Raw genomic sequence first — 12,213 nt, 5'->3', positions numbered from 1 at the left:
GCTTCACGCCTCCGCCGCATCGATGTCATGTTCGGGCCGCATCCCCGGAATGCCCCGAAAGCCGCCGCGCACCCAGTGAACGTAGATCTGGATCAGGCGGAGGGTCATCAGCGCGTAACCGATGAAGACAACCGTCTGCGGATAGAATTCGTTGATCCCGAGACGGGGCGTGGTCGAGGTGAAGTTCCAGAGAACCGTCAGATAATCCACGCTGACCTGCAGCATGAAGACCAGAAAGCCAAGCCAGATCAGATCGGCGATAATGACAACTGTCGTCGCCCCCAGGCGCGGCAGCAGCATGACCCCGGCCATGATGCGGATGTGGAAGCGTTCCCGCACACAGAGCGCCGCGCCCATATAGACCGCCCAGACCATGCCAATGGCGGCGATCTCCTCGGTCCACTGCAATGCGCTGTTGAAGCCGTAGCGCATGACGACCTGCAGAAAGACGCAGACCGCGACCACGCTCAAAGCAAAACAGGAAAGAAACTCCTCGAAATGCCGTTCGAGAAAACCGAAAGCCTGTCGAATCACTTGCGGCAGCCCCCATTTGGATCGCGCGCCCGATTTGCGGCCGCCGGCCAGCGATGTTCAGTCAGACACAAAAGCGGTCTGCCGTTTTGATCATCTGGCCGCGTCGGATGACGGAATGCCGCCTCAAGGCGCACAGGTTGCAAAAGAGCGGAACGGAAGGCTCGAAAAAAGCCCGCCGCCCCAACCTGCTCAGATCTGCGGGCTACTCAGCCGCCGCCTGGATTTCGTCCACGATCGCCTTGAAATCAGCGCCGCGTTCCGCCGCGAACTTCTGCTGAACCTCCTGCGCCGCCGCGATGAAGGGTGCGCGGTCTGGCCGCGTGACCTCCATGCCGCCCTCGTTGGCGAGCCAGGACCGAATGCCTTCGATCTCTTCGAGCTTCACCTCGGTGTGGTATTCGCCCGCTTCCTTGGCCGCGCGCATAACCGCCGCCCGCTGATCGTCGTCCAGCTTGTTCATAAAGCGGTCCGACGCGAAGACCGGCGCAAAGCCGACGAAGTGATCCAGAATGATCAGGTGCTTGGCGAATTCGAAGAACTTCATCTCCTTGATCACCGAGGTCCCGTTATCGCCGCCATCGATCGTCTTGGTCTGCAAGGCGGTCGGCGTTTCGGACCAGGCAAGCGGCACCGGCTCGGCGCCGAAGGCCTCGAAGGTCGAGAGCATCACCTGGTTTTTGGGCACGCGCAGCTTGAGCCCTTTGAGGTCGTCGATGGAATTCACCGCGCGGCGCGAGTTGAACATATCGCGATAGCCCGGGCCACCGAAGGTCAGCAGATGAACGCCGGTGTCCTTTTGCAGCTGGTCGCGGATCTTCTGCCCGACCGGGCCGTTTGAGACTTTCAACAGGTGATCGGTGTTCTGGAAAATATAGGGCAGGACAAAAACATCCATCATCGGCCAGTGCGGAGAGACGTTGTTCTGGGAAATGAAATAGGCGTCCACAGTGCCGAGCTGCAGGGCCTTGAAAGCATCGTCTTCCGTGGCGATCTGCGCGCAGCAGCGCAGCTTCACGTCGACCGTGCCGTTGCTGTATTTCTCGGCCAGTTCCTCGAACTTGGTGGCCAGAATGCCGTAGTCGGATTCCAGAGGTGTCGCCCAGCCCAAATTCAGTGTGACCGGGTCGGCGGCCTTTACCGTCCCGGTCGATAGACCAAGCGCCAGAAGGGCGGCAGACCCAAGGGCAAAAGATGTTTTAAGTCCCTGTCTCATTTAATTGCTCCCCGTTTTTCTTGTGAACCACTGGAAAACCATAGCTCCGCCGCATTGCCGCGTATAATATAAATCAGGCCTTAATTGATGCAGGAGTTGCATCGTGCATTTGGGAATGCGTCATATTCGCTGTTTCGTCGCTGTCGCCGAAGAGCTGCATTTCGGGCGCGCGGCGGAACGTCTGTCGATCTCTCAGCCGACCTTGAGCCGGACCATTCAGTACATCGAGCAGGAAATCGGCGTGGTCCTGTTCGAGCGCAGCAACCGCCACGTTGCGCTCACGGATGCAGGAACAAACTTCCTCGGCGGCTGCACCAAGGCCCTGACCAATATCGAGGGGGCCATCAACCACGCCCTCAAGACCACCAGCGGCGAGACCGGCCGTCTGGTCATCGGCTACACGGATATCGCCATCGCGGGCGAGCTCTCGCCGATCCTGAAATCCTTCCGTCAGCGTTATCCGGATATCGAGGTCGAGCCCCGGCACGACTACACCCATGCCCAGCTCAATGACCTGGAAGCCGGGGTTCTGGATTTCGGTTTTTTGACGGGGCCGATTGTCCGCGGCGGCTATGAAACCGTCACCGTGCAGCGGGACCGCTTCGTCGTGGTGCTGTATGAATCCCACCCCCTGACGGCGCTCCCTGAGATCCCCCTCACCGCCCTCGCCGACGAGCCCTTTGTCCTGGGCACCACCGCCAACTGGACCCACTACCATCAGCATCTCTATAACCTCTGTCGCCTCGCAGGCTTCGAGCCCAAGGTCGTCCAGTCCGCCTCGAACAGCGAGGGCATCTTCGGTCTCATTGCCTGTGAAATGGGAATCTCGGTCCAGACCGAGAGCGTTCAGAACTACTTCCGCAAGGGCCTGGAAATCCGGCCTCTCAAAGACTGCGACGAGACTGTCTCGACCGTCGCCATCTGGAGCGAAACCCGCGCCTCACCGGTCAAACAGCGCTTCATCGACCACCTGAAGTCTTATCCCCATCAGATAGGGGCCCTACAGAGATAGGAAGAACTGGATCACGAAGGCGTTGGTAATATCGACGAAGAAAGCGCCGACCAGCGGCAGGATGATGAAAGCCGTCGGCGCCGGGCCATGCGTCTTGGTGACAGCCGTCATGTTGGCAACGGCGGTCGGGGTCGCGCCCAGGGCGAAGCCCGCAAAACCGGCGCTCAGCACCGTGGCCAGGTAGTCGCGCCCCATGAGGGGGAAGAGAACGAAGATAATAAAGACCACCGTGGCCAACGCCTGCAGGCCCAGCAGGATCAGCAGTGGTCCGGCCAGATCCCCGATGGACCAGAGCTGCATCGACATCAGAGACATCGCGATAAAGAGTCCCAGCGAGAAATCAGAGATAACCGCGAGCGCCTTGGTCCGGGCCGGCCAGTGCATCCCGGGAAAGAGGTAGGGCACGCTGTTGGAAAGCAGGATCGCGACCAAGAGACAGGAGACGAAAAGAGGAAGCTTGAAGCCAATCTCCTCCAACACTTCATTGATAATGTAACCGATGATAATCGCGATGTGCATCACCAGGAGCGCGGACATGATACTGACATGGTTGATGCGCTCGATGTCTTCTTTCTCATGGGAAATTCCGACGATCATGCCGTTGGTCTCGACGTCTGAAATCCGGTGACGCTTCAGAAGAAACTTTGCGATAGGCCCTCCGAGCAGGCTGGCCAGCACCAGCCCCAGGGTCGCCGACGCGACACCGATCTCAAGCGCATTCGGCACGCCGTAGGTCTCGGCGATCTCGGGCGCCCAGGCGATCGCCGTTCCATGCCCGCCGATCAAGGAGGCCGAACCCGCCAGAACCCCGACCGCATTCGGCAAGCCCATCGCCTGTGCCGCCACAACGCCGATCACGTCCTGCAGCACGATATAGCCAAGGGTCAGGCCCAGCAAAATGGCGAGCGGCTTTCCTCCTGCCAGAAGATCTGAAAAACGCGCGTTGAGACCGATCGTCGTAAAGAAATAGACCAGAAGCGTATCGCGTGTCTCGAGTTCATACTCGATCTCGACGCCCGTCCAGAGGTACGCCGCAAGCAACACGAGCGAGGCAAGCACTCCGCCGGTGACGGGTTCGGGGATGTTGTAGCTGCGCAGAAACGCGACGTGGTCCGTCAAGCGCATCCCGATAAAATAGACAATGATGCCGATCGTGTAGGTGATGAAATCGTCGACGAGAATTCTGTCTTCCATCATGCTCCCGAGATAACTCCGCGCTCAATCCTGCGTAACGCTCGTGCCCGATTAAATATAGCAGCGGGAGTGCTCAGCTGTCCGGGTCAAAGAGCAGACAGGAAACGGCAAATGCGCCGGCAGCCCTCATCCAACGCCGCGTCACCCAGAGTGTAGGACAAACGAACATGACCCGCCGTGCTCATTCCGAAAGCGCCCGCGTCGAGAAGCGAAACCCCCTCTGCGCGGTAGAGTGCCCAGGCGAAATCCAACGAACTCATTCCGGTCTCGCGCACATCGAGCAAAAGGAACATGCCGGACTGCGACGGGACCACGGTGATCTTGTTCGCCCCTCTCAAGCCCGCGATGACCCGGTCTCTGCGGGCGCGATAGATGTCGCGCATGCGGTCCATTTCTCCGCGTGCATCGCCCAGGGCCGTCACCGCGGCTTCCTGGATAAAGCCCGGCAGTCCGTAGAGCATAGAGAGCGAGAGATGATGCGCGTGGACAATCAGTTCCTTGGGGCCGACCATCCAGCCAATGCGCCAACCGGTCATGGCCTGGGATTTGGAGAGACTGGAGACGGTCACGCAGCGCTCGGCCATGTCAGGCAGGCCCGCGATCATGCAGTGATCCTGCTCGAAGGTCAGCGCGCCATAGACCTCGTCTGAGATCACCCAGAGATCATGGCGTTTAGCGATCCCGGCAATGCCGTTCAGTTCTTCCGGAGTCATGACCACACCGGAAGGGTTGCAGGGATTGGCGAACATGATGGCGCGGGTGCGCTCGGTGATGGCCCCCTCGATGGCCCCGAGATCCGGACGAAACCCGCTGTCCGGCCGCGCGGGCACCGGGACCAGCTTGGCGCCCGAGACCTGCACGGTCGCTTCGTAGGTCACATACATGGGGTCGAGCGCAACGACCTCGTCGCCTTGAGAAAAAAGACAGAGCGAGGCCGAGAAGAGCCCGTTTTGCGCGCCGGCCAGCACAATGACGTTCTCCGCCGCGACCTCCGGTCCGCCGCAACGCATAACCTCTTGCGCGATTGCATTACGAAGTTCCGGACGTCCGGCGATACCGGTGTAGTGAGTATCGCCCGACCGCAGGGCCTGGACCGCAGTATCGATAATGGCCGGCGGCGTCGCGAAATCCGGATCGCCAATCGACATGACCAGGATATCCTCGCCGCGCGCCCGCGCTTCCATGGCTTCAACATGGATCCGCCAGGCAGCGGCGCCTTCGCCGGCAATTCGGTCGACACGGGGAGAGTAATGCACGCGGGTATTCCTGCTTAGGGGCTGTCACGAAACCAAGACATATCAGCATCAAGCCGCGACGCAAGAGAGAGATCGTGAGGAAGCCGGGGGTTGTCGCGTTGCCGGTCTTCTCGCGTCGGTGTACAATCAGAAATGGCCGTTTTGAATACAACTCGCCCGGTTCTGTTTGCCGCTGGAATCGCCGCCATGTCCCAGCTCTCTACGCCTGCCCTGTCACAATCCGCATGGGAAAAGGCGACACCGGCCGAAGCCGGCTTTCAAACCGACGTGGCCGAGCGCCTCGACGCGGCCATGAAGGCCGGAAGCCTGAAAAATCTCCACGCCGTCGTGATCACTCGAAACGGCAAGCTGGTGGTCGAGCGCTACTACGACGGTATCGACGAACGCTGGGGGCAGTCCCTGGGGTACCTGCTGTTCGACGCCGAAACCAAACACGACTTACGCTCGGTTTCCAAGAGCATCGTCGGTCTGCTTTACGGCATTGCCCTCGATGCGGGCCAGGCCCCTGCCCTGGACGCGCCCATTCTCGACTCTTTTCCCGAGTACAAGGATCTGGCGGCGAATCCGGCACGCCTGCGCATGACCGTCGCCGATGCACTGACCATGCGTCTGGGCACCGAATGGAACGAAGAGCTGCCCTATGACAATCCCCAGAACAGCGAGATCGCCATGGAGCTCGCACCGGACCGCTACCGCTTTATCCTGGAGCGGCCTTTCGTTATCGAACCGGGCAGGCAATGGGACTACAACGGCGGCGCCACGGCATTGCTCGCCGCATTGATCGAGCGCGGCAGCGGCCAGTCGGTCTTCGACTTCGCCCGGGAAAAACTCTTCACGCCTCTGGGGATCGACGACGTCGAATGGATCAAGGGGAATGACGGCGCCTTTGCCGCGGCCTCAGGCCTGCGCATGCGTCCGCGGGATGTGGCAAAAGTCGGTCAAGTCGTTTTGGATCGGGGGCAGTGGGAGGGCAAAGTGCTGATCTCCGAAGACTGGCTCAAGGCGGCTTTCACCCCCCGCGCAGCGGTCGACGACGGGCTCGAATACGGTTACCAATGGTGGCTCGGTAAGCTGCGCGAAAGCGGCAAACCCTGGATGGCGGCCTTCGGGAACGGCGGGCAACGCCTTATCCTCATTCCGAGCCTGGACCTCGCAGTCGTCATCACCGCCGGGAACTATAATCAGCCAGACGCCTGGAAACTGCCAGTGCAGATCATGGCAGAATACATCCTGCCTGCTCTGACTGAGCGCTAAGAGACTGATACTACTTGGAAACGGCCGCCTCGAGCGCCTTCACCGCAGCCGCCAGTTCTGCCCTGTGCTCGACCTCGCGCAGCACGCCCGCATCGACATCGAAGCTGTCGTGGAAGTGCGGCAGACTGAAGGTCGCGGCCAATTCGCCGCCCCACCAGGGCGTCAGTTCCGCCAAATGCTTCAGGTTGGTCTTGCCGCCGTTTTTGCCCGGCGCGGCCGACATCCAGAGCACCGGTTTCTGCTGGAAGATCTTGCCCTCGAAGCGCGACATCCAGTCGAGCAGGTTCTTCAGGATCGCCGTGATCGAAGAGTTGTTCTCCGGGCAGGAAATCAGAAAGCCGTCATGTTCGCTGAAAAGCGCCCGCAACCGCACCGCATTCTCGGGCATGCCTTGCGCTTCGATGTCAACCGAATGGATCGGCAGTGGATAGTCCCGGATATCAATGACCGTCACCGCCTCTGGATCCAGATGCGCGACCGCCGCGTGGACGAGTTTCTGATTGATCGACTTGGAACTGCTGCTGCCGGAAAAGGCCAGGATCTTCTTCACGTATAGTCTCTCCGTCCCGGTTCACTAGTTGTGAGTTTGTCTGATTATTGCTTCCGGTGAGGTGGTGCCTGTTACCTCACTCGACAAGTCGGTGCCCTTTTTCGGAAAGACAACACGGGCCAATAGCCCCTCTCCTCGACCGCCTGCGTCCAGACTCAGGCGCGCCCCGAACAACGCAGCGATCTCGGCAACGATGGAAAGACCGAGCCCGGCACCGGCCTGATGATCGGAGGAGAATCTGACGAAGCGTTCCAGCGCTCTGGTGCGCTTGTCGGGGTCAAGTCCGACGCCGTCATCTTCCACCTCCAGAAACGCCGACTCTCCCCGCTTACCAACGCGTACGGTCGCCTGAACATCCTCGCCCGCATAAGCAATGACGTTCTCGATCAGATTGCGCAAAAGCTCGCCGAGCAGCATCGCATCACCGGTAATCACAACCTGTCCGGAGGGAGGGTCGTAACCGAGATCAACATTCCTTTCCCGCGCCTTCGCGAGATAGCTCGCGGTCGTCGTCTGCGCCAATTCACCCAAATCGAAGGTCGCTTCACTCAGACGATCCGCCGAGGCCTCATCGACCCGGGCCAGCAGCAGCAATTGGGTCAGGGCCCGTTCGGCATGTGTCACCGCCCCGTCCGCCACCTGCAAGGCCGCGCTCGCATCCTCGTTGCTCTGGGCCCGGCGCGTCAGTTCCAGTTGGGTGCGGATCACCGTCAGCGGCGTGCGCAGTTGATGACTGGCATTGCCCGTGAAGTTGCGCAGGGCACCGAGCGCGCCCCCCAGCCGCTGCATGAAACCGTTGATGGAGACGACAAGCTGTTCGACCTCGCTGGGCACCGCATGCTCGATCGGGCGCAGATCATCCATGCTGCGCCGGCCGATCGCTTCCTCCAGGCGCTGTAAAGGCCGCAGGGCCCGGGTGACACCGATCCAGACGATGATGGCGGCAATGCCGACCAGCAGCGCCTGGCGGATCGCGGTCCGGATCAGAATGTCCCGGGCGAGCTTTTGCCGGGCATTGGTCGTCTCGGCCACCACCACGCGGTAGGGGATCGAGCGCTTTCCGGTCGAGACCGCGCCGTCCATGGTAGCCACGCGAATGGCATCGCCGCGAAAACTGGCATCGGAGAAGCGTGCGCGGTTGCCGATGGTCTCGTTGAAGTCCTCCGCCGGAACGGGCAGTTTCTCATAGCCGGTGATGAAGGCACCATCGGGCCCTTCAACCCGGTAAAACACCCGATCTTGAGCGGAGGAGGTCAACATCTCCAGCGCCACATAGGGCACGTCGACTTCCAGCACACCGTCCGCACCGACAATGACACGCTCCGCGATCGCCAGTGCGGAGCCTGACAGGACCCGATCGGAGATTTCGTTGGCGGTCGTGCGGGCGTCACGGTAAGCGTCCACCATGGCCAGCACACCGGTCAGGGAGAGCGGCAGCAAAAGAAGCAGCAGCAAGCGTCGCCGCAGCGAGTGGTGTTTTCGGGCTCTCCTGCTGGCCGGTGGAGCCTCCGGTTCCCTCGTCTGGACGCCGTCCACCATCACTCAGCCCGCCTCCAGAATGTAGCCGAGCCCGCGCGCCGCGCGGATCTTCAGGCCGTAGGGTTCAAGCCGCTTTCGAAGGCGGCTGACATACTGCTCCACGGCGTTCTCGCTGATGTCATCGTCGAAGTCCGCGAGACTCTCGATAATCTGCTGCTTGGAGACAACCTGTTCTGACTTGAGAAAGAGAGCCTCGAGAACATTCAGCTCACGGGCCGGCAACTCGATACGCTCGCCATCGAGGCTGACCTGTCTCGTCGAGAGATCCAGGCTGAGGGCGCCATAGTCCAGTTTCGAGGACCGCAGTCCGGCCCGGCGCCGGAGCAGCACACGGACGCGGGCCTCCAGTTCCGGCACCTCGAACGGCTTGGTCATGTAGTCGTCGGCTCCCAGATCGAGGCCCCTCACCCGGTCGTCCAGTGCGCCGCGGGCGGTCAGCACGAGCACCGCACAGTCATTGCGTTGCTGACGCAGCTCCTTGAGCACATCGAGGCCGTCCATATCCGGCAGGGTAAGGTCCAGAATGACAAGATCATACGACGCCGTGGCCAGCGCCGCTTCCGCCGATTGCCCGTCCGTCACCAGGTCGACTGCATAGCCCGAACCCTTCAGGACTGCCGTCAGCCCCTGAGCCAGTGTCTCATTGTCTTCGACCACCAAAAGGCGCAATTGATTTCCCCCGAGAGCCTGGAACGCCGGGAAGCAGGCCCTAAATCTGGTAAACGCCGGTCGTTTTTCCGAACGGCCTTATTTTACCGCAAGGCTATGGCCTTGCACCCAACTTGTGAAGCCCGCCCTGCTCATGCAAGCTGACGAGATGATGAAACCCATCGGTAAATTCGGATTTCCAGCCGCCTGGCTCGCAGCGGCAGTGGTGATGCTTGGCTCTGCGACAGGCCCGGTGAATGCCGAGAGCATTTTCTTTCCCGCGAAATCAGGCGCGCCGGACAGCCGCCTGCTGACGATTTACGGTGCGCTTGATGAAGACATCGCCCGCCCTCTGATCGAGCGCTACCAGGACGACAATCCGAGCATTTCGGTGGACTATTCCGAGCTTCAGACCCAGGAAATCTATGCGCGCGTGATCGATGAGAGCGATCAGGGCGGGCCAACCGCGGATCTCGTCTTTTCCTCGGCCATGGATCTCCAGGTCAAACTCGCCAACGACGGTTATGCCTCCAGCCTCGACCTCCCCGCCGCGCAGTCCCTGCCGGACTGGGCAACCTGGCGGAACTCCGCTTTTGGCGTCACTTTCGAGCCCGCGGTGATCATCTACCACAAATCGTCCTTCAAGGACCGCAGTCCACCGCGCACCCGGGCGGCGCTGACCAGTTATCTCTATGAAACCGAAGACGATATCTATGGCAGAATCGGAACCTATGACATCGAACGCGCCGGGATCGGTCTCTTCTTTCTGGCCAGGGATCAGGAACACTACCGCGACATTTGGCAATTGGTCCGCGCAATGGGCTCCGCGGGCGTAAAGCTCTATTCCAATTCCTCGGCGATTCTGGAACGGGTGGCCGACGGACGCTTCGCGCTCGGCTACAACATACTGGGCTCCTACGCCGCCTCCTGGGCCGTAAGCAACCCGGAGATCGGTATCATCCTGCCGGAAGACTATACCGTCGTGATGTCGCGCATCGGCCTCGTGCCGCGTGCGGCCAAGTCCCCAGGCCTGGGCGCAAGTTTCCTGGATTTTCTGATCTCGCGAAAAGGCCAGGAAGTGATCTCGCGCGACCTGCGCCTGCCCGCATTGCACCCGGCCCTAAGCGGTGAGAACACCGCTGCCGGCCTTCGCGCTCAGGCCAAAGGCCGCTTGCGTCCGGTTCCGGTCACGCCCGGTCTGGTCGTCTACCTGGATCAGGTCAAGCGCGAACGCCTGATCAATCGCTGGAACGCAGCCCTTGGCGCTCAATAAAGCCAATTTCGACCGCGCCTTCGCCAGAATCGTCACATTTTGCGCCGCAATGTCAGCTTCATGACAGCTTCGTCTGTTTTTCTGACGTATAACAGTCGAGACTCGGAGAAGTCTGACTGACGTTGTAATACGGGAGGATACCAATGAAGCTCTTACGCAAAGGCGTATTTGCTGCCTTTTCAGCGACCACTCTACTCGCCGCAGCCGCAGTTCCCGCGTCTGCCGCAGATATCGAATCCATTCACTTTCTCATTCCCGGCGGCGCCGGCGGCGGCTGGGACGGCACAGCGCGCGGTACAGGCGAAGCCCTGACCAAAGCGGGTATCGTCGGCGCAGCCTCCTACGAGAACATGTCCGGCGGCGGTGGCGGTAAAGCCATCGCGCACATCATCGAGACGAAGGATAAAGCGGGCGCCACCCTGATGGTGAATTCGACCCCCATCGTCATCCGCTCCCTGCAGAAGGTCTTCCCACAGTCATTTCGCGATCTGACTCCGGTCGCGGGCACCATCGGCGACTACGCCGCCATGGTCGTCAACACCGATTCCTCAATCCAGTCGATGGCAGACCTGATGGCCGCTTACAAGGCCGACAGCAGCAAGGTTGCGGTTGGTGGCGGGTCCGTTGCCGGCGGCATGGACCACCTTGTGGCCGCGATGATCATGAAGGCCGGCGGCGCAGAAGCCACAAAGGTCAAATACGTTCCCTATGATGCGGGCGGCAAGGCAATGGCCGGGCTTCTCTCCGGGGAAATTCAGGCCCTTTCCACGGGCCTGAGCGAAGCACTCGAAATGTCCAGGCAAGGCCAGGTCCGGATTCTTTGCGTGACCGCGGCCGACCGCCTTGCCGATGCCAAGGATGTCGCGACCTGCAAGGAAGCCGGCAATCCGGCTGAGTTCGTGAACTGGCGCGGGTTCTTCGGACCTCCGGGCCTCTCCGCCGAACAGCAGGCCGCTTACGCCGCAGCATTCGAAAAGATGTACGGGACGCCCGAGTGGGAAGAAGTGCGCTCGCGTAACGGCTGGGTCGAAATCTACAATCCGGGTGCAGACTTCGTTTCCTTCCTGGAGACTCAGGAAGCCGAGATCGGCGCTCTGATGAAAGAGCTCGGGTTCCTTTGAGCCTGACCTAAACATCTGCGGGAGCGGGCTTGGCCTTCGGGGCGCGCCCGCTCTCCCAGGTCTCTCAAGTCAGGTTTCGATAAACGGCAGGGTTTCTCGATCGAGGAACTCAAGATCCCGACGCTGTCCCACGACCTACCAACTTCCTGGACGACCACCATGCTGACCAATGATCGCATTGGCGGGTTATTGCTTTTGGCCTTTTCCGTGGCCTATGGGCTTTTGACCTTCGACATCCCGCTGCTTCCCTTCCAGGCGCAAGCCGCCTTCACGGCCCGCACCATGCCGGAAGCGCTCAGTGTTCTCGGAATCGTTCTGTCTCTGACGATGATCATCAAGCCGAGCAGTAACGCGCGGCCGGACGTCGCCGGGTTTCTCTGGGGCCGTGGCGCGATTATCTGCCTGGTGATGGTGATCTATGGCCTCACCGTCCGTCCGGGCGGCTTCCTGATCTCCACCAGTCTGTTTCTCATGGCCGGGATCCTGATCCTGGGTGAGCGGCGCTGGTGGCTGGTCCTCATCGCCTCCGTTCCGGTCGTCGTCTTTTTCTGGGTTCTGATGACGCAGCTGCTCGGCGTCTTCATTGAGCCCTGGCCAGTATTCCTGAGGGGTTAGTCGC

The 12,213-nt window shown here is 60.8% G+C and carries 12 protein-coding genes; 5 read left to right on the top strand and 7 right to left on the bottom strand.

The genetic code is table 11. The features are described 5' to 3' along the window. Positions 1–3: 3 nt before the first annotated feature. Together FKG95_RS15470 and FKG95_RS15465 are read right to left on the bottom strand one after the other, a co-directional pair. Positions 4–534: a TRAP transporter small permease gene (locus FKG95_RS15470; RefSeq protein ID WP_218940214.1), complete on the bottom strand. Its 531-nt coding sequence runs from the start codon at positions 532–534 to the stop codon at positions 4–6. 202 nt (positions 535–736) lie between these two features. Continuing rightward, the gene (locus tag FKG95_RS15465; protein ID WP_142897298.1) at positions 737–1,747 is read right to left on the bottom strand and encodes a TRAP transporter substrate-binding protein; all 1,011 of its coding nucleotides are present in this window, start codon (positions 1,745–1,747) and stop codon (positions 737–739) included. A 103-nt stretch (positions 1,748–1,850) separates the two neighbouring features. Between FKG95_RS15465 and FKG95_RS15460 the strand changes: the two genes are divergently transcribed. Next, a complete protein-coding gene (locus FKG95_RS15460) occupies positions 1,851–2,759 on the top strand; it encodes a LysR family transcriptional regulator (RefSeq protein ID WP_142897297.1) in 909 nt (302 codons plus the stop codon). Here the strand turns inward: FKG95_RS15460 and gltS are convergent. Both gltS and FKG95_RS15450 read right to left on the bottom strand, forming a co-directional pair. Then, entirely contained in the window at positions 2,748–3,956 is a 1,209-nt protein-coding gene (gltS, locus tag FKG95_RS15455; protein WP_142897296.1) for a sodium/glutamate symporter, read from the bottom strand. The two genes, FKG95_RS15460 and gltS, sit on opposite strands and share 12 nt — an antisense overlap. Positions 3,957–4,039: 83 nt before the next feature. Further along, entirely contained in the window at positions 4,040–5,209 is a 1,170-nt protein-coding gene (locus FKG95_RS15450) for a pyridoxal phosphate-dependent aminotransferase (RefSeq protein WP_142897295.1), read from the bottom strand. A 186-nt stretch (positions 5,210–5,395) separates the two neighbouring features. On the opposite strand from FKG95_RS15450, the gene FKG95_RS15445 reads away from it, so the two are divergent. After that, positions 5,396–6,463, top strand: coding sequence for a serine hydrolase domain-containing protein (locus FKG95_RS15445; protein ID WP_142897294.1), 1,068 nt, complete (start codon positions 5,396–5,398; stop codon positions 6,461–6,463). A 10-nt stretch (positions 6,464–6,473) separates the two neighbouring features. On the opposite strand, the gene FKG95_RS15440 is transcribed toward FKG95_RS15445, so the two are convergent. The 3 genes from FKG95_RS15440 to FKG95_RS15430 all read right to left on the bottom strand — a co-directional run bounded on the left by FKG95_RS15440 (position 6,474) and on the right by FKG95_RS15430 (position 9,221). After that, entirely contained in the window at positions 6,474–7,013 is a 540-nt protein-coding gene (locus FKG95_RS15440) for an NADPH-dependent FMN reductase (RefSeq protein ID WP_142897293.1), read from the bottom strand. 24 nt (positions 7,014–7,037) lie between these two features. After that, entirely contained in the window at positions 7,038–8,468 is a 1,431-nt protein-coding gene (locus FKG95_RS15435) for a sensor histidine kinase (protein WP_218940213.1), read from the bottom strand. Positions 8,469–8,555: 87 nt separating this feature from the next. Beyond that, complete coding sequence (locus FKG95_RS15430; protein ID WP_142897291.1) at positions 8,556–9,221, bottom strand: response regulator; 666 nt, start codon at positions 9,219–9,221, stop codon at positions 8,556–8,558. A 133-nt stretch (positions 9,222–9,354) separates the two neighbouring features. Here FKG95_RS15430 and FKG95_RS15425 point away from each other — a divergent pair, with 133 nt between their 5' ends. From FKG95_RS15425 to FKG95_RS15415, 3 genes are all read left to right on the top strand, one after another. Beyond that, positions 9,355–10,473: an ABC transporter substrate-binding protein gene (locus FKG95_RS15425; RefSeq protein WP_218940212.1), complete on the top strand. Its 1,119-nt coding sequence runs from the start codon at positions 9,355–9,357 to the stop codon at positions 10,471–10,473. A 143-nt stretch (positions 10,474–10,616) separates the two neighbouring features. Further along, complete coding sequence (locus FKG95_RS15420) at positions 10,617–11,594, top strand: tripartite tricarboxylate transporter substrate binding protein (protein WP_142897290.1); 978 nt, start codon at positions 10,617–10,619, stop codon at positions 11,592–11,594. 159 nt (positions 11,595–11,753) lie between these two features. After that, positions 11,754–12,209 carry a tripartite tricarboxylate transporter TctB family protein gene (locus FKG95_RS15415; protein WP_142897289.1) on the top strand — a complete coding sequence of 152 codons (456 nt, stop codon included), beginning with the start codon at positions 11,754–11,756 and terminating at the stop codon, positions 12,207–12,209. Positions 12,210–12,213 lie beyond the last annotated feature (4 nt).

Source organism: Denitrobaculum tricleocarpae (assembly GCF_007004665.1).
In the GTDB taxonomy this organism is placed as follows: Bacteria; Pseudomonadota; Alphaproteobacteria; order Kiloniellales; family Kiloniellaceae; genus Denitrobaculum; species Denitrobaculum tricleocarpae.
The sequence above is the reverse complement of the archived record's forward strand: the minus strand, read 5'-3'. Positions and strand labels throughout refer to the sequence as shown.